A 16,207-nucleotide genomic window follows, 5' to 3' on the forward strand; every position below is an offset into this window, starting at 1 on the left:
ACAATTCCCACCGGCCCGAACCCCCGTCGCCGCGCACACCCCCGTGACCGCGGCCAACCCTAGTGGACCGTCCACCGGGGCGGCAAGGAGCGGACGGTCGCCGATTTCACTGAATTGGAAATGCAGTTGACGCCCCATCGGATCCGCCCGGTTCCCGTCGATTCTGCCGTTGACCGTTGCCAACTCCGTTGTGCAGACTCTTCGAAAACCGATCCCGATGTTCCGGAGAGCCCGTTGCCCAGCACCACACCACCGCCCCGCGCCCTCCTGGTCGGATGGAAGCCGGTGGCGATCGAGGCCCTCCGGGCGGAAGGCTGCTCGGTCGTCTGCGCGGTCAGCGCGACCGACGCGGACCGGGCCCGCAGCGGCACGGACGCCGAGATCGTGGTGGCAGACCAGGCCGGTGACGTCGAGTCGGTGCTCTTCGCGCTCGGGCGTGCCGGGCTCTCCCCCGACGGCTTCGACCTCGTCACCAGCGGCCAGGAGTACTCGCTCGTGGCCGCCGCGGCCATCGGCGCGATCGGTGGCGCCCGGTCCCTCCCGGTCTCGGTCGCGATCGCACTTCGGGACAAGTTCGTGCAGAAGGAGCGCGTCCGCGCGGTCGGCGTGACCACCGCCCGGTGCGAGGCCTTCGACGACCCGGCGGGCGTCGGGCAGGCGGCCCTGCGGGTCGGCGGGTTCCCCGTCGTGGTCAAGCCGCTGGCGGGTGCCGGGGCGCGGAACACCGCCCGGCTGGCCTCGCCCGAGGCGGCACGGGCCTGGGCCGCCTCCGCTGCGACCGGCCCGTGGCTGGTCGAGGAGTTCGTTCCCGGAGCCGAGTTGCACCTGGACGGCGTCGTGCGCGACGGAGGGATACGGCTGCTGGGTGCCTCCCGCTACCTCCGCAACGTGATCGACGTGCACAGCGGGGCGCTGGTGGGCTCGGTCTCCGTCGCCGCCGCGGAACAGCCGGAGCTGTACGCGCGGGCGCATCGCCTGGTCGAGCAGGTCCTGGCCGCCCTGGGCCACACCGACGGCGTGTTCCACATCGAGGTGTTCGAGCAGCCCGACGGTTCGCTGGTCTTCGGCGAGTGCGGCGGCCGGGTCGGCGGCGGGCGGATCGACGAGGTGACCCGCCGGGCGTTCGGCGGCGACCTGCACCGGCACTGGGCCGCCGCGACGCTGGGCGCACCGGCACCCGAGGTGGCGGAGACGACCGGCGGATCGTTCGGCTGGGCCTTCCTCACCGCCCCGGCCGGGCTGGTCCGCTCGGTACCCTCCCCGGACGGACTCCGCGCCCGGCCCGGCGTCGTCGACGCCACCGTGAAGCTCGGACCCGGCGAGCTCTCCAGGCCTGCCGTGAAGTCCTTCGACCGTGCCGGGGACATCGTGGTGACGGGCGCCGACTCCGCGGAGGTGGCCGCACGGCTGACCGCCTGCGCGGAGTGGTTCGCCTCGTCGGTCGCGATCGCCGCGGACGCCGAAGCCGCCGCATGAGCGCCCCCGGCGCCGCCTGGGACCCGACAGCGCCCGGGGTGCTGTCGCTGCCCTCCGGCCGGCTGGTGCGCGGGCGCGGCCTGCGCAGACCGCCGCTGCCCGGGCCACAACCCGACTTCGGGCTCTACCTGCTGGGCCGCCGGCCCGCGAGCCCGCCGTGGGAGAGCCGCTGGCTCCGCTGGCCGGACTTCCGCCTGCCCGGCGACCCGGCCGAGGCCGCCGAGGCACTGCGCGACGCCTGGCGGCGCTCGGCCCGGCAGCGGGTGGAGCTCGGCTGCGCCGGCGGCCGCGGACGGACCGGAACGGCACTCGCCTGCCTGGCCGTCCTGGACGGGGTGCCGGCCGGCGAGGCGGTGGCGTACGTCCGGGAGCACTACGACCGGCGCGCCGTCGAGACGCCCTGGCAGCGCCGGTTCGTGGAGCGGTTCCGCTGACGCCTCGGCCCACGCCTCGGCCCACGCCTCGGCCCACGCCTCGGCACCGGCGGCCCGGCCGCACCGCCCGTCCGGGAAATCCCCTGCGCCCCGCTCGGCGGCCGTGTTACGGTCGGGCCCTCCTTGTGCGACCGGAAACCGAGAGAGACGGGGAAGGTGAGATCGTGGCCGCGGTGAGATCCGCTGCGCCGGCGATGCCGCGCGGCGACCGGACGGCTGTTCTCCGTTCCCGGGCCCTGGTCTGACCTTTCCGCACCTGCAACGCGCTCGTCGTGCCTGCGGTGCGCCGGGGCCCTTCCTCGAAGGGTTTCACCATGCGTTCCACTTCCTCCGCCCACGCCCGTTCCTGGCTCACCCGCACCGAGACCGCCGCGGACGTTCCGGCCGTCCGGGCGCTGACACTCGCGGCGTTCGGGCGGCTCCACGAGGCCGATCTCCTCGACGGGCTGCGCCGGGACGAGGCCTGGATCGACGGCCTCTCCGTCGTGGCCACCGACCCGGCCGACCCCGCGGGCACGCCCGTCGGGCACGTCGTGCTGACCCGTGCCTTCATCGGGGACGTCCCGGCGCTGGCCATGGGGCCGGTGTCGGTCGACCCGGATCACCAGCTGTCGGGCGCCGGGTCCGCGGCCGTGCGGGCCGGACTCGACGCCGCCCGGAGCATGGGCGAGCGGTTCGTCGTCCTGCTCGGGCACCCGACGTACTACCCGCGGTTCGGCTTCGTCCGGGCCTCCGCCCACGGCATCCGTCTGAGCATCGACGAGCCCGACGAGGCCTGGATGGCGCTGGCCCTCGACGACCGGCACCCGCTTCCGTCGGGCCTGGTCCGCTGGGCCGCGGCGTTCGGCATCTGATCCCGCCTCGGGCGCGGCGGTGACGCGCCGCCCGGCCACTGGTCCGGACGCCGCGTCACGCCCCGCGCCGTGCGTCGCCGGGACGCGAATCGAGTGGACGGCCCCCGGCCCCCTGGTTAGGTTGCCGGGCATGGCGACCACCTCGGACCCGGCCGGCTGGCGCGCGGCCAACCGCGCGAACTGGGACGAACGCGTACCGATCCACGTGGCCGGCGACTTCTACGACGTGCCCGGCTTCGTCGCGGGCAACGACTCGCTCCGCGGCTTCGAACTCGCCGAGGTCGGCGACGTCGACGGGAGGACGCTGCTCCACCTCCAGTGCCACATCGGGCTGGACACGCTCTCCTGGGCCCGGCGCGGGGCCGCCGTCACCGGTCTCGACTTCTCCGCGCCGGCCGTGGAGACGGCTCGCGACCTCGCCGCGAAGATCGGCGCTGACGGCGCCCGGTTCGTCGTGGCCGACGTCTACGACGCAGTCGAGGCCCTGCACGGGCGGACCTTCGACGTCGTCTACACCGGCTTCGGCGCTCTGTGCTGGCTCCCGGACGTCGACCGCTGGGCGCGGACGGCGGCCGCCCTGGTCGCCCCGGGCGGATTCCTCTACCTGGCCGAGTACCACCCGATCACCGATGTCCTCGGCGAGGACGGCCGGACGATCGAGGAGGACTACTTCCGGCGCGAGCCGACCGTCTGGGACGAGCCCGGCACGTATGCCGACCCGGACGCCGCCACCACGGCCACGGTGACGGTCGAGTGGCGGCACGGCCTGGGCGACGTGGTCAGTGCGCTCGTCGCCGCGGGTCTGCGCCTGGAGTTCCTGCACGAGCACGACCACGCCCACTTCCGGCTCCCCGACGGCGGGGGCGTCCCGAAGGTGTACTCGCTCCGCGCCGCGAAGCCGGCGTAGGGCGGGCCCGAGCGGAGCGGGCCGCCGGGCGCCGCCGCGGTCAGAGGCGGACGCGCCGACCGAGGGTCGCGGCGCCGCCGACCGTGGTCGCGCTGGCCGTGATGGTGGACGGGGTGCCGAGGGAGTCGCCCATGTCGACTCCGATGCGGCCGCCGGCTCCGGCGCCGAGCCGGCCCTCGCGGGCGAGATGGGCGGCGAGACAGGCGGTGCTGTTGGCGTTGGCCACGTCCTCGGGGACACCGATGGACGGCGCGAACATCCGGGCCGCGAAGCGGATCCCGGCCGCGCCGGACGGGCCGCTCGCGCCCGGCCCACCACTGTTGCCAGTCTCGCAGTGGACGTAGCAGCCCAGCAGGCCCAGCCTGTCGCAGGCGGCGCGGAGCCGGTCGAAGTCCGGGGCCACGGCGGCCAGCGCGGACCGCGAGGTCACCGGGAGAAGGAGCCGCGGCCGGCCGAGGGTGGCGATCCGGCTGCCGGGGACGACCGCGTCCGCGGCGACGCCCAACGCGTCAAGGACGGCGTCCGGTTCGCCGTGCGCAGGCTCCCGCAGGGTGACCGGTCCCGGCTCGAACGCGGCGTCGTACTCGCCGTGCGCACGGGTGACCCGGCCGGCGAAGGAGCCGCCTCTCGTGCGGAGGACGGCCCGGTAGTCGGACCGGCCTGCGCGGGCGGCGAGGAACGCCAGGGCGGCGACGGTCCCGTGGCCGCAGCCCGGAAGCTCCCCGGTGGTGGTGAAGAAGCGGAGCGAGACGTCGGCGCCGGACGAGACGAAGACGGCGTGCGAGGCCCCCGTGAGCCCGGGGACGGTACGGCGCTGCTCGTCGCTGAGGGAGCCGGGGCCGCGGAGGCCGCCGAGGGACGACTCGTCGACGACGGCCGTGGGACTGCCACCCCGGCCGGCGCGCTGGCACGCGTGCACGAGGGTGACGGGCAGGCCGCTCACGTCCGCGGCGACGATGGCATCGAACACGCGGCAATCCTAGGCCGCATATGCCCGTTGCGGGGAGCCCGAGTTGAGGCGGCGGGTGAGCCGCACCCGCCGCCTCGTGCCTGGGTCAGCCCAGGCGGTCGGGGAGCGGGGCGAGCGTGAAGTTGTCCCAGATGAAGTTGTCCATCTGGTGCTGGTCCCCGCTGAGGTTGATCACGCGGTCGATCTTGCCCTCGGCGTTGAAGTGCCACACCAGCGCCCAGAGCGTGTCGACCCTGCCGACACCCTGCGTGCTGTAGCCCCGGTGGACGTCGACGACGTACTCGTCGTTGGTGCCGAAGAAGACCGGCTCGGCCTGGAAGCCGGCCTTGCCGAGCTGGTCGAAGAAGCTGCGGACCTCGGCGATCCCGTGCTTGGTGCCGGAGAGCGGGTGCCGGCCCGGAATGGTCCACGCGATGTCCTCGGCGAGGACCGCGCTCATGGCCTCGACGTCGCCGGCCGCGTAGGCGGCGAAGAAGCGCTCGATGACCTCGGCTTTCGGGTCCTTGGTGCTCATTTCCCGTTCCCCCCGTGAATGTTGAGCAAGTTGTGACGAGCCCATGAAAGCACGTTCGGGGCCGCGAGGCCCATCAATGATCCGAACTTTGAGATGTGGGAACGCGCAGGAAGTCGGAGGGGCCGACTTCCTGCGTCGCTTTCAGCGGGTAGGAGTTGGGGCTGCAGTCGGGGTGGTGATGGCCGGAGGAGGCTGCCAGTGGGAGCGGGTGCCGGGCGGAAGGGCCCACGCGATCAGGGCGAGGAGGAGCGCGAGCGGGAGGACGGTGAGAACGGCGGCCCTGGTGGTGTCGTGGTAACGCTCAGGCGACATGGGCGGCGGAGGTGGCGGCGGGCAGGTCGATCTCGGCCCAGACGGTCTTGCCGCCCGGCGGACGGGGGACGGCGCCCCAGCGGTCGGTGAGGGCGTCGATGAGCATCAGACCGCGCCCGGACTGGGAGTTGGCGGAGGTGATGGCGGGAGGGGCGGGGTAGCGGTCGCCCCGGCAGTCCGAGACCTCGATGCGCAGCAGGGCGTCACCCGCGGCGGTGGGAGTGAGGGCGAGGCCGAGCTCGAACATGCGCCCGGGAGCGCGACCGTGGGTGATGGCGTTGGCAGCCAGTTCGGCGACGACCAGCCGGGCGGAGTGGAACGGCCCCGAGGCCGCGGATTCGATTCCCCAGTCGGCGAGTTGGCGGCACGCAGTGCGCCGGCAGAGAGCAGCCCCCTTGGGGGTAGCGGGGAGGAGCGCGACGAGGGAGCGCGGCACTGTTGTGTCGAGGGCAATTTCGGACTTCATGAGCCAAAGCGTGGTGGGACGGACGTAGGCTGACCAGGCATTCGGCGAGTACGCACAGTATCTGTCCGGGTGCGGAAGGTGGCCTGTTCGGGCCGTTGGGCGTGACCTGGATTCAGGGGTGGTCGCAATGGGTGACGTACGGCGTGGCGGGGCGAGCGCTGAGGCCCGACCGGAATCGGCGGAAGACCTCACGGAGGTATCGGACTTCTTCCGCGCCCTCGGCAAGCAGATCAAGCTGCTGCGCGAGCGCGCGGGGATGACGCAGAAGGAGCTGGCCGGCCACGTCGGCTACACCGAGGCCCTGATCGGCGCGGTGGAGCGGGGGAAGCGGACGCCTCAGCCGGAGTTGCTGGACGCGGCGGACAAACTGCTGGACGCGGGCGGGATGTTGAGCATCGCGAAGGACGACGTCCAGCGCGCGAAGGCCAAGGCCCGCGTGCGGCACCCGGCGTGGTTCAGGGACTACGCGGGTCTGGAGGAGGAGGCCATCGAACTGCACGACTTCAGCACGCTTCTGATCCCTGGCCTGCTGCAAACTGAGGCCCACGCTCGGGCGCTCTACGAGATGCGGCAGCCGCTACTTTCGGAAGAGGTGATCGAAATTCGGGTGGCGGCCCGAATGGCGCGACAGGAGATCCTCACCCGATGGCCCCGGGCCATCTTCAGCTGGGTGATCGACGAGAGCGTGCTGCGTAGACCGCTGGGCGGCTGGGACGTGCACGCGGCACAACTTCGCAGGCTTTTGGAGGTAGGGCAGGCCCGCGGCATGGTGATCCAGGTGCTGCCGCTGGACAAAGCCGAACACGCCGGCATGGGTGGCCCATTCATCCTGATCACCCCCAAAGGGCAGCCTCAGAACGGCTACATCGAAGTCCAGACGAGCAGTAGGCTGATCACAGATCAGGACGAGGTACGAATCCTGAATGCACGGTACGGCACGCTCAGGGCGCAGGCCCACACTCCGCAGGAGTCCCTGACCTTGATCGAGAAGATGCTGGGAGAGCGATGAGCACGGAACTGGCCTGGTTCAAGAACAGCTACAGCAGCAACGAGGGCGGCGAGTGCATCGAGATCGCCTGGCGCAAGAGCAGCTACAGCAGCAACGAAGGCGGCGCGTGCGTCGAGGTCGCCGAAACCACCACCGCCGTCCTCGTCCGTGATTCCAAGGACAAGGCCGGCCCCCACCTCACCTTCGACCCCACCGCCTGGCAGGCCTTCCTCACCTACGCCGCCACCGCCAAGGTCTGAGCACCACTCCCCAAACGGCCCGCCGCTGTGCAGCGACGAGCCGTTGGTGTGGGTGGACTCGTCGCCCTGGAGCGTACGCCGTCCTTCTGTACGGGGGCGACGGCTCACCGGTCGGGCGCCGTGCGGCTCGGTCGCCTGCGCCCCGAGGCAGGCCGTCGCGAACAACAGCAGGGGCGGAAGTCGAAACCGACTTCCGCCCCTGCTCAATTGGAGCGCCGGGCCCGAATTGAACGAACCCCTCCCACTGAAAGTGGGCGTGCTACCGCTGCACCACCGACGCCTGACCGCCGGTCCTCGACCGCTTCCGCGCTCTCGTCCCGTCGACGAGGTAAACCTACCAGCAGCTGATCAGTACGTGAAATCGGGCCTCGATCCGGTCCGGGTCTCCCCCGCATTACCTGGCAGGTCATCGACGCTCACCTCCCCGTCCGCGAAGGTTCTGTCCGTGCCTGGGCAGCCCCGCCCGGGCCCCCCTGACCAGCGCAGGCGAACGAGGTATCACCATGCCCGCCACCACCGCCCGCACCAGCCTGATCGTCGCCGCCGCGGTCGCCGTAGGCCCCTCCGCCGTCGCCACCGGGGCCTCGCCGACCCGCGGGACACCGGCGTGGAGTGCGCCGAGGTCCGCGCGAAGGTCGACCGCGTGGAGGGCCGGATCACTCCCAACGCCTGCGCCTTCATGAAGCGCCAGCTCGCCTTCGGCGAGGTCCCGACCGGTACCCCGCCTGCCCCCGGCGACCTCTCCCACCCCCGTGTCCAGGCCTACCTCGACATCTTCGACGACGAGGCCACCCTCTGGGAGGCCGGCAGTGCACCGCAGCGCGGCCGGACCGCGATCGGCACCTCGATCACCAACTCGCTCCGCCTCGCGCCCGACTTCCGCTACCGGGGCACCGAGATCGTGGCCGAGGGCGCGTCGATGATGTTCGGCCAGTGGAACGAGGTCACGCTCAAGGGACACAAGGTGGCCTACCCGCAGGTCGCCCGCAACGTCCTGGGCGACGACGGCAAGACCATCCAGGCCCGCCGCTACTACGACCGGTACGAGCTCTTCCGCGCCTGCGCGTCCAGGCCGACGGCGGGCTGACGCTCTTCCAGGGCGGCACGCCGACCGCGCTGCCGGCCGCCCCCGCGACGGGCTCGTACGAGGTGTCCGTCGCGCTGGCGACCGGCGACACGCAGCAGGCCACCGTGAAGGTCAACGGCTCGACGGTCTTCTCCGGCCGCACCGCCGCCCGGCTGCCCCGCGACGGCTATGTCAGCCTCGGCGCCCACCACTCGGCGGCCGGCCAGGTCACCACCGCGGACGACCTGCACGTCTCCATGCTGGGCGGGCTCGGCTACTACGGGTACTTCGACATCCGGGACCCCGACTGGCCGAACTACGGCGCCAACCACGCGCCCGAGGTGTCGTCGTTCACCAACTTCAACACCTTCAACCGCGGTACCGACCCGCGGCTGGAGTTCCTGGACCAGTGCCGACCGGCCTCCTGCGTGATCGACCTCAACCAGGAGACCGTCCTCCCCCGGGATCCGGCGACGGACACGTGGACCTTCAAGCCGAACCCGAACGCCGCGCAGAACCTCGCCGACCTGGTACGGCGCATAGGCTCGAACATCGACAAGATCTCCGCCGTCAACGTGAGCGACGAGGCCTACTCGCACGGTCTGACGGCCGCCGAGGTCCAGACGCAGGCCGACCAGATCAAGGCCGCCTTCCCGGACAAGCTGCTGGTCATGAGCCTCGACCGCTGGAACGTCGAGCAGACCGCGCCGATCCCCGCGGCCGTCGACATCGTCGGCTTCGACTACTACTGCGTGGGCCGGGGCGAGATCCAGCCGCGGCTGGCGAACCTGAAGACCTTCCTCTCCTCGCCCGACCAGCACCTGATGCTCTTCCCGGAGTCCACCAACCAGCAGGGTGTCGCCGACGGCTGCTACGGCGGCAGGACCGATGCGGACGTCGCGGCGTTCAACGACGAGTACCGCGCGATCGCCGCGCAGGACCCGCGCGTCGTCTACCTGCAGAACTTCCGCTGGCTCGGCCCCGACCAGCCGGACAAGGTGCCGCTGACCGTCGCGGCGCAGCAGCGGATCGGCAAGGCCGTGGTCAACGCCACGCCCACCCCGGCCCCCGCCTCGGTCGGTGTGTACCGGCCGTCGGACGGCAGTTTCGGCGAGGCCTCCCACAACGGCTGGTTCACCGGCCGGACGGTGTTCGGGGGCGGCGGCGACGCCGTCCCGCTGACCGGCCACTGGAACGGTCCGGGCACCGACACCATCGGCGTCTACCACCCCGACACGGCGACCTTCCAACTGTCGGACGACAACGCCGCGGTCGCCGCCACGGTCCCGTTCGGGGTCCCCGGTGACGTCCCGCTGGTCGGCGACTGGAGCGGCCGGGGCCGGACCACCGTCGGCGTCTACCGCCCCGGCGACCAGACCTTCTACCTCTCGGACGACAACTCGTCCGTCAAGTACCGGATCAAGATGGGCAATCCGGGCTGGCAGCCGCTGGTCGGCGACTGGGACGGCAACGGCACCACCACCGTCGCCATCTACGACCCGGCGACCCAGAACTTCTACCTCAACGACTCCAACGAGACGGAGAACGTGCGGCCCGCGATCCGGTTCGGCAACCCGGGCGACGTCCCGATCAAGGGCGACTGGGACGGCACCGGCAAGGAGACCATCGGCGTCTACCGGCCGAGCGACGGCGGCTTCTACGGCGCCGCCGAGAACAGCGACCTGGTGGTCTACAGCACGAAGTTCGGCAACCCGGGCGACAACCCGCTGGTCGGCAACTGGGGCTGACGCCCCGTCCGGCCGGGGGCGCCCTCCCGACCGCCTCGCGGCGACCGGGAGGGCGTTCCTCCTCCTGGTGGGCCGCCGTCGCCCGGCCACCACCGTCGCGGGCGTTCCGCCGGTCGGCTTCAGCAGCTCGTCGTAGGTCATCGGCACCACGGCGTGCGGGTGGCCGGCGGTCGCCCGGACCGCGGACCGCCCTCCGGGGACGGCTCCGCCCGGTGCCGGCCGGCGTAACGTACCCCGGGCCGGTCAACGCCCGTGCCGACTTCCACGGAGTGGACACATCTTCCGGCGGGGAATGCCACATCGCCTCCACGTGGCCACCTTGACCGGACCTCGTCACACCCCGTCACGTTCGGACCGGTCGATACCGGGCCCCCGTATGAGTTCTCGACGCGTCGCGAGTCGCCGCAGGGATGCTTCGCCGACGGACGGTTAACCGGAGCATGACATTCTGTCAAGGACGTGTGTGCGCATCGCCCAGGCGCCGAACAGGCTTTCACGCCTATCACACGGTATGACTAGTATCGCCTCGTCATATAGCCCGTGCCCGGACGGTCCGGCCCCACCAGGCCGACCGCCAGCCCCTAGGAGTCTGCTCTGCGCGCGCGTGCGAATCGGCGTCCCCGGACACCGAAGGCCCCCCGCAGGCGTCCACGCCTGTCACTACGGACGGCACTGCTCGTTCTGGCCATCGTCCCCAGCCTCGCCCTCACCGCCATCTGGGCGGCCACCAGCGGCCACACCTTCCTGGACTTCAGGCGGCAGGCGGACCAGGGCATGCTGGCCAAGAAGGTCGGCAAGCCGTCCAACCACGTCTACTACAACCTCCAGGAGGAACGCCGACTCACCACCGAGGCGCTCGCCCGGCCCGGCAGCGTCACCGACGCGTTACGCCGCCAGCGCCAACTCACCGACGAGGCGGTGCGGGAGTTCCGGAGGGTCTCCGCCGAGACCGCCGACGCCGCGCCCGCCGAGATCCGCACCGCCGCCGCCGAGGCGCAGCAGGCGATGGACAAGCTGGCCGACCAGCGTGCGGCGGTCGACCGCGCCGCCGTCGACCAGCAGGCCGTCTACACGTACTTCACCGACCTGATCGCCGTCGACCTGCGGCTCTTCACCGAGCTCAGCCGCATCGACAACGGCGAGGTCACCTGGACCTCCAGGGCGCTGGTGAGCTCCCTCTGGGCCAAGGAGATGCTCTCCCGCGAGGACGCCCTCCTGGCCCGCGGCTGGCCCTCCGGCAAGCTCGCCGTCGCGGACTACCAGCAGGTGCAGCAGGCCATCAGCACCCAGGACTACCTGTTCAACCTGCAGATCGTCCCGTTCGTCCCGGCCCAAGAGGTCGACGCCTGGCACGACGTGATGCACAGTCCGGTCTGGCAGAACAAGATCGCCGTCGAGCAGGCACTGCTCCGCCCGGTCTCCACCGACACCGGCGGCTCGGTCAAACTGCCGGCCTCCCAGGACCAGTGGCGCCAGGCCGTCGACCAGATCAACCCGCAGCTGGTCATCGTCATCGACACCCGCACCGACGACGTGGTCGAGGTCAGCCGGAGCTCCTTCCTCGCCCTGCTCTCCCGCTTCGTGCAGACCACCATCGCCGGCCTGATCGCCGTCATCGTGGTGGTCTTCACCAGCTGGCGGCTGACCCGCTCGATGCGCCGCCGGATCAAGGACCTTCAGGGCCAGGCCCAGCAACTGGAGCTCACACTGCCCGAGGTCGTCGAACGGCTCTCCAGGGGAGAGCAGGTCGACGTCGAGGCCGAGACCCGCGCCATCACGGCCGGGGAGCACGGCAAGGGCAACGACGAGCTGGCCCGCCTCGGCAAGGCGCTCAACCTGGCCCGCACCTCGGCACTGACGACCTCCGTCCGGCAGGCCGAGCAGCACCGCGGCTTCGAGCGGCTGCTCCAGCGCATCGCCCGCCGGACCCAGCTGCTGATCGGTCAGCAGCTGCGTAAGCTGGACGAGTTGGAGCGCAAGCACGACGACCCGGAGGTGCTGGAGGGCCTGTTCGACCTGGACCACCTCACCTCGCGCCTGCGCCGCTACGAGGAGAACCTCGTCATCATGGCCGGCGGCCAGCCGCAGCGGAAGTGGCGCAAGCCCGTCCCCCTGCTGGACGTGCTGCGCGCCGCGCAGGGCGAGGTGCAGGACTACCGGCGGATCATGGTCGAGGTCGAGGGCCACCCGTGGATCTCGGAGCGGGCGGTCGGCCCGGTCGCGCACGTGATCGCCGAGCTGATGGAGAACGCGGCGACCTTCTCCAAGCCTCCGAGCCCGGTCGAGGTGCGGGCCGCCATGGTCGGCCGCGGCCTCGCCGTGGAGATCGAGGACCGCGGGCTCGGCATGGACCCCGAGCAGTACGACGCCGCGAACGAACTGATGAGCCGTCCGCCCCGGATGGACGTGCTGGCCCGGGCGAACGACATCCGCCTCGGCTTCTACGTGGTCGCCCGGCTGGCGGCCAACACCGGGCTGAAGATCGAGTTCCGGCCGTCGGCCTTCGGCGGCACCCGGGTGGTCGTGCTGGTCCCCGCCGAGCTGGTCATCGACGGCGACGCGGGCCTGCCGGACGCCACGCCGGTGGAGCCGATCCCGCTCGCCCGGCGCACGCGCAAGGCGGCACTCGCCGCGCTGACGGCGGCGGCGGACGCGCCGGCGGCCGGCGGTGCGGCGGACTCCGGGGCCGGCTCCGTTCACGGGCCGCTGGGCGCATCGGGCGACGGGCAGCTGTCCGAGTCCGCGGTCGAGCCGCCGGAGACCGTGTTCGGCCCGTCGGCCGCCGCGGTGGCGCCGGTCGAGGCCTTCGCGCACGTCGAGTACATCCAGCCGCTCACGTCCGAGCCGGTCGAGCACCAGTCCCCGGCGGACGACCCGGGCTCGGGCCCCCACGGAGGGTACGACCGGGTGGACGGGTACGGCGGCGACGGGTACGGCGGCGACGGGTACGACTCGGTGTTCGCCGCCAAGCGCGCCCCCGTCCCGGCCCAGACCGGGCACGACACCCCGTCCGACGGCGCCGCCGGCTACGGCGCGACGACCGGGCAGTCCGTCGAACCGGGCCGGGCCGCGGAATCCGATCACTCCGGGCTGTCCGGGTACGACGGAACCGACCACACCGACCCGGTCCACAGCAGCCCCGAGCACGGCACGCCGGTCCACGGCGCCCCGGGTGCACCCGCGTACGACGCGCCGGCCTACCCGGACATCGCCTACGCCAAGGTGACCGCCGCCGAGGCGCCGTACGCCGACGAGCAGTACCGGCCGGCCGAGCACTACCGCCTCGCCGAGCGGCGCGAGTACGCCCCGTCGGTCCCCTACAGCGCGCCGACCGACGGCCAGCCGCCGCTGCCGCAGCGCGTCCGCCAGGCCAGCCTGGCGGCCGAGCTGCGCGTGCCGCCCCCGGCCCGGGCCGAGACGGCGCCCGCCGCCGGCCACGGCGGCGTGCACGGCGCACTGCCCGGCACGGCCGGCCCGTTCGGCAACGCGTCGGGCCCGTTCGAGCGCCCCCGCCCGACGCGTTCCGGCGCGGCGATCGGCGCCTTCCAGCGCCAGTCCCGCGCGGCCCGCGTCCAGGAGCCCGGCGAGGTCCACCTCCCCGCGGCCGGCCCCGGCCGCCGGCCCCTCCCGGCGCCCCTCGACCCCCCGACCTCCGCGCCGGGCCCCTCGCCCTGGGCCCTGCCCGCCGCGGATCCCCGAACCACCAGGACGGATGACCAATCATGAATCGCACGATCGCCACCCACCAGGACCTGGACTGGCTGCTGGACGGACTCGTCGACTCGGTGGCCGGGACCAGAAGCGCCGTCCTGCTCTCCGACGACGGCCTGGTCGTCAGCCACTCCCGCACCATCGACCGGGCCGACGCCGAGCGCCTGGCGGCCGTCGCCACCGGCCAGCAGAGCCTGGCCCGGGGCGTGGGCCAGCTGTTCGACGGCGGGCCGGTGCACCAGGTCATCGTCGAGCTGTCGGAGGTCTGGCTGTTCGTCATCGCGGCCGCCCAGGGCACCCACCTGGCCGTCGTCGCCTCCCAGGAGGTCGACGCCGAGGTGATGTCGGTCGCCATGCACACCCTGGTGCAGCAGGTCGGCCAGAAGCTGACCACCCCGGTCCGCGGCGAGTTCGACGCCTTCGCGGCAAGGAACCGGGGTTGATGACCCGGTGATCCCGCACTGGAGCGAGGCGGTCGGCGACGACGAGGACGACGGCGCGGAGTCGATGGTGCGCCCCTACACCATCACCCGCGGCCGGACCACCCCCGAACGCGACGACCTCACCCTGATCACGGTGCTGACCACCGTCGAGGACGAGGCCCGCGCGGCCCTGGCCCGGGGCTCCCGGCCCGGGTCGCGCGGGCTGCAGCCCGAGCACCGGCTGATCCTGGAACGCTGCCGCCACCCGGCCGCCGTCGCCGAGGTGGCGGCCGGGCTGGACCTGCCGGTCTCGGTCACCAAGATCCTCCTCGGCGACCTGGTCTCCCACGGCCTGCTGCTGGCCCGGGCCCCGCTCGCGGTGGCCCGGGCCGGCGGGGGCGTCGACCTCGGCCTGCTGACGGCCGTACGCGAAGGACTCCGGAGGCTCTGAACCCATGGCACCGACCGCACCCCTCTCCCCGACCTCACCCCTCCCCTCGACCGCGCCGCCGTCCTCCTCGGCGTCCGGTGCCCCCAGCGCACCGGCGGCCGTCAAGATCCTCATCGCCGGCGGCTTCGGCGTCGGCAAGACCACCCTGGTCGGCTCGGTCAGCGAGGTCGCCCCGCTGCGCACCGAGGAGTACCTGACCCGCGCCAGCGTGGGCGTGGACGACCTGTCCGGCGTGGACAGCAAGGACACCACCACCGTCGCGCTCGACTTCGGCCGGATCACCGTCAACCCCGAGCTGGTGGTCTACCTGTTCGGCACGCCCGGCCAGGAGCGCTTCTGGTTCATGTGGAACGACCTGGTGAACGGCGCGCTCGGCGGGATCGTCATCGCCGACACCCGCCGGCTGGACACCAGCTTCGCCTCGATCGACTTCTTCGAGAGCCGGGGCATCCCGTTCGTGGTGGCGATCAACTGCTTCCACGGGCAGAACACCCGCACTTCGGAGGAGATCCGGGCCGCGCTCGACCTCGACCCGCAGGTGCCGATGCTGCTCGGCGACGTGCGCGAGCGCGTCTTCGGGCGGGACCTGCTGCTGGCCCTGGTGGACCACCTGATGGACCTCGCCGCCGTCCGGGCCGAGTCGCTCGGCTGAACGGCCGGGACTCCCCGCCGCCCGGGCCGTCGCCCGCCCCGGCCCTGCGCGGGCCGGTGCCGGCGCTGGGCCGGGGCGGTCCCCGGGGATCAGCCCGCCCGGCGCGGCGGCGACGGACGGTGCGGCGGGGCCGGCGGCGACGGACGGTGCGGCGGGGCCGGCGGCGCCGGCAGCGGCCGTGCCGTGGCGATCGCGTGCCGGCGCTCCCAGACCGCGGCCGAGATCCGGGCCAGCAGCCGGGCCGCCGGGTCGTCCTCATCCTCCCCGGAGGCCAGCGGCCCGCTGTAGCACACCGCGAGCAGGTACGGTGGGCAGTCGGGCGGGTGGACCAGGCCGACGCTGTGCCGCACCCCGGGGATCCAGCCGTTCTTGAAGGCGATCCGCGTCCCCGGCGGCAGGCCCGCCGCCAGGTCCACCCGGAAGGCGTTGCGCTCCAGCAGCGCGAGCAGCTCAGGCTCGTCGGCGACGGACTGCAGCAGGCGGACCAGGTCGCGCGCGCTCACCCGGTTCTGCACCCCGGCGTCGCGCGCCGCGTAGTCCTCGATGCCGCGCGGGCTGGCGCTGCCGCTCGCCCCGGCCCGGCGCCAGACCTCGGCGACGGCCTCGGGCCCGACCCGCGCGAGGCAGAGGTTGGTGGCGAGGTTGGACGAATGCGTGATCATGCGCTCGGCGAGGGTGCGCAGCGGCGCCGACCGGCCGAGCAGGCCCCAGGGCACCGGGTCGCTGTCCCAGTCCGGGTCGTTGGCGAACTCGCCGCCGACGGCCGAGGCGAAGTGGTTCACGACGGGGATCTCGGCGTCGAGGTCCGCCCCGCTGCGGTGGAGCGCCGCCAGGACGGCCACCTTCATCGTGCTCGCCGCGTCGTGCAGCTCGTCCCCGGCCCGCACGAACACCGGCTCACCGTGCCGGGGTGCCACCACCACAGAAACCATGCCCGCCCCCGTTCCCGAGCGGCGCACCACGCAAACCGATCCGG

At 72.8% G+C, this 16,207-nt stretch carries 16 protein-coding genes and 1 tRNA gene; 12 read left to right on the forward strand and 5 right to left on the reverse strand.

All coding sequences use genetic code 11. The features are described from left to right. The first annotated feature begins 234 nt into the window (after nt 1–234). From ACF9IK_RS08730 to ACF9IK_RS08745, 4 genes are all read left to right on the forward strand, one after another. Nucleotides 235–1,476, forward strand: a complete 1,242-nt coding sequence (locus ACF9IK_RS08730; RefSeq protein ID WP_395293674.1) for an ATP-grasp domain-containing protein — start codon at nt 235–237, stop codon at nt 1,474–1,476. Next, nucleotides 1,473–1,910, forward strand: a complete 438-nt coding sequence (locus tag ACF9IK_RS08735; protein ID WP_395293675.1) for a protein-tyrosine phosphatase family protein — start codon at nt 1,473–1,475, stop codon at nt 1,908–1,910. Before ACF9IK_RS08730 ends, ACF9IK_RS08735 begins: the two co-directional genes overlap by 4 nt. A 314-nt stretch (nt 1,911–2,224) precedes the next feature. Beyond that, nucleotides 2,225–2,764 (forward strand): GNAT family N-acetyltransferase, encoded by a 540-nt coding sequence (locus ACF9IK_RS08740; protein ID WP_395293676.1) that lies wholly within the window; start codon nt 2,225–2,227, stop codon nt 2,762–2,764. Nucleotides 2,765–2,894: 130 nt separating this feature from the next. Then, on the forward strand, nt 2,895–3,671 hold the full coding sequence (locus ACF9IK_RS08745) for a class I SAM-dependent methyltransferase (protein ID WP_395293677.1): 777 nt from the start codon (nt 2,895–2,897) through the stop codon (nt 3,669–3,671). A gap of 40 nt (nt 3,672–3,711) precedes the next feature. Here ACF9IK_RS08745 and ACF9IK_RS08750 read toward each other — a convergent pair whose 3' ends face one another. The 3 genes from ACF9IK_RS08750 to ACF9IK_RS08760 all read right to left on the reverse strand — a co-directional run bounded on the left by ACF9IK_RS08750 (nt 3,712) and on the right by ACF9IK_RS08760 (nt 5,933). Continuing rightward, nucleotides 3,712–4,641: a PhzF family phenazine biosynthesis protein gene (locus tag ACF9IK_RS08750; protein ID WP_395293678.1), complete on the reverse strand. Its 930-nt coding sequence runs from the start codon at nt 4,639–4,641 to the stop codon at nt 3,712–3,714. A gap of 85 nt (nt 4,642–4,726) precedes the next feature. Further along, complete coding sequence (locus tag ACF9IK_RS08755) at nt 4,727–5,155, reverse strand: nuclear transport factor 2 family protein (protein ID WP_395293679.1); 429 nt, start codon at nt 5,153–5,155, stop codon at nt 4,727–4,729. Between the two features lie 301 nt (nt 5,156–5,456). After that, nucleotides 5,457–5,933 (reverse strand): ATP-binding protein, encoded by a 477-nt coding sequence (locus ACF9IK_RS08760; RefSeq protein ID WP_395293680.1) that lies wholly within the window; start codon nt 5,931–5,933, stop codon nt 5,457–5,459. Between the two features lie 127 nt (nt 5,934–6,060). Between ACF9IK_RS08760 and ACF9IK_RS08765 the strand changes: the two genes are divergently transcribed. Together ACF9IK_RS08765 and ACF9IK_RS08770 are read left to right on the forward strand one after the other, a co-directional pair. Further along, nucleotides 6,061–6,942 carry a helix-turn-helix domain-containing protein gene (locus tag ACF9IK_RS08765; protein WP_395293681.1) on the forward strand — a complete coding sequence of 294 codons (882 nt, stop codon included), beginning with the start codon at nt 6,061–6,063 and terminating at the stop codon, nt 6,940–6,942. Continuing rightward, nucleotides 6,939–7,181: a DUF397 domain-containing protein gene (locus ACF9IK_RS08770; protein ID WP_395293682.1), complete on the forward strand. Its 243-nt coding sequence runs from the start codon at nt 6,939–6,941 to the stop codon at nt 7,179–7,181. The genes ACF9IK_RS08765 and ACF9IK_RS08770 overlap by 4 nt, the downstream gene beginning before the upstream one ends. A gap of 208 nt (nt 7,182–7,389) precedes the next feature. Here the strand turns inward: ACF9IK_RS08770 and ACF9IK_RS08775 are convergent. Then, a tRNA-Glu gene (locus ACF9IK_RS08775) sits at nt 7,390–7,461 on the reverse strand. A 327-nt stretch (nt 7,462–7,788) separates the two neighbouring features. Here ACF9IK_RS08775 and ACF9IK_RS08780 point away from each other — a divergent pair. The 6 genes from ACF9IK_RS08780 (at nt 7,789) to ACF9IK_RS08805 (ending at nt 15,231) form a co-directional block, all read left to right on the forward strand. Further along, entirely contained in the window at nt 7,789–8,268 is a 480-nt protein-coding gene (locus ACF9IK_RS08780; protein WP_395293683.1) for a hypothetical protein, read from the forward strand. A gap of 62 nt (nt 8,269–8,330) precedes the next feature. After that, the gene (locus ACF9IK_RS08785; protein ID WP_395293684.1) at nt 8,331–9,995 is read left to right on the forward strand and encodes a hypothetical protein; all 1,665 of its coding nucleotides are present in this window, start codon (nt 8,331–8,333) and stop codon (nt 9,993–9,995) included. A 774-nt stretch (nt 9,996–10,769) separates the two neighbouring features. Further along, complete coding sequence (locus ACF9IK_RS08790) at nt 10,770–13,721, forward strand: sensor histidine kinase (RefSeq protein WP_395293685.1); 2,952 nt, start codon at nt 10,770–10,772, stop codon at nt 13,719–13,721. Next, nucleotides 13,718–14,149, forward strand: a complete 432-nt coding sequence (locus ACF9IK_RS08795; RefSeq protein ID WP_238862283.1) for a roadblock/LC7 domain-containing protein — start codon at nt 13,718–13,720, stop codon at nt 14,147–14,149. The genes ACF9IK_RS08790 and ACF9IK_RS08795 overlap by 4 nt, the downstream gene beginning before the upstream one ends. A gap of 64 nt (nt 14,150–14,213) precedes the next feature. Further along, entirely contained in the window at nt 14,214–14,579 is a 366-nt protein-coding gene (locus tag ACF9IK_RS08800) for a DUF742 domain-containing protein (protein WP_395298512.1), read from the forward strand. Nucleotides 14,580–14,583: 4 nt separating this feature from the next. Beyond that, on the forward strand, nt 14,584–15,231 hold the full coding sequence (locus ACF9IK_RS08805) for a GTP-binding protein (protein WP_395293686.1): 648 nt from the start codon (nt 14,584–14,586) through the stop codon (nt 15,229–15,231). An 89-nt stretch (nt 15,232–15,320) separates the two neighbouring features. Here ACF9IK_RS08805 and ACF9IK_RS08810 read toward each other — a convergent pair whose 3' ends face one another. Further along, on the reverse strand, nt 15,321–16,163 hold the full coding sequence (locus ACF9IK_RS08810; protein WP_395293687.1) for a serine hydrolase: 843 nt from the start codon (nt 16,161–16,163) through the stop codon (nt 15,321–15,323). Between the last annotated feature and the right edge of the window lie 44 nt (nt 16,164–16,207).

This window comes from Kitasatospora hibisci (assembly GCF_043950205.1).
Lineage (GTDB): Bacteria > Actinomycetota > Actinomycetes > Streptomycetales > Streptomycetaceae > Kitasatospora > Kitasatospora hibisci.

Excerpts from the sequence above, each read along its gene's own strand:
- ACF9IK_RS08745 (WP_395293677.1), top strand. The coding sequence starts at position 2,895 with ATGGCGACCACCTCGGACCCGGCCGGCTGGCGCGCGGCCAACCGCGCG.
- ACF9IK_RS08800 (WP_395298512.1), top strand. The coding sequence starts at position 14,214 with ATGGTGCGCCCCTACACCATCACCCGCGGCCGGACCACCCCCGAACGC.
- ACF9IK_RS08810 (WP_395293687.1), bottom strand. The coding sequence starts at position 16,163 with ATGGTTTCTGTGGTGGTGGCACCCCGGCACGGTGAGCCGGTGTTCGTG.
- ACF9IK_RS08740 (WP_395293676.1), top strand. The coding sequence starts at position 2,225 with ATGCGTTCCACTTCCTCCGCCCACGCCCGTTCCTGGCTCACCCGCACC.
- ACF9IK_RS08735 (WP_395293675.1), top strand. The coding sequence starts at position 1,473 with ATGAGCGCCCCCGGCGCCGCCTGGGACCCGACAGCGCCCGGGGTGCTG.
- ACF9IK_RS08805 (WP_395293686.1), top strand. The coding sequence starts at position 14,584 with ATGGCACCGACCGCACCCCTCTCCCCGACCTCACCCCTCCCCTCGACC.
- ACF9IK_RS08765 (WP_395293681.1), top strand. The coding sequence starts at position 6,061 with ATGGGTGACGTACGGCGTGGCGGGGCGAGCGCTGAGGCCCGACCGGAA.
- ACF9IK_RS08770 (WP_395293682.1), top strand. The coding sequence starts at position 6,939 with ATGAGCACGGAACTGGCCTGGTTCAAGAACAGCTACAGCAGCAACGAG.
- ACF9IK_RS08790 (WP_395293685.1), top strand. The coding sequence starts at position 10,770 with ATGCTGGCCAAGAAGGTCGGCAAGCCGTCCAACCACGTCTACTACAAC.
- ACF9IK_RS08760 (WP_395293680.1), bottom strand. The coding sequence starts at position 5,933 with ATGAAGTCCGAAATTGCCCTCGACACAACAGTGCCGCGCTCCCTCGTC.
- ACF9IK_RS08755 (WP_395293679.1), bottom strand. The coding sequence starts at position 5,155 with ATGAGCACCAAGGACCCGAAAGCCGAGGTCATCGAGCGCTTCTTCGCC.
- ACF9IK_RS08795 (WP_238862283.1), top strand. The coding sequence starts at position 13,718 with ATGAATCGCACGATCGCCACCCACCAGGACCTGGACTGGCTGCTGGAC.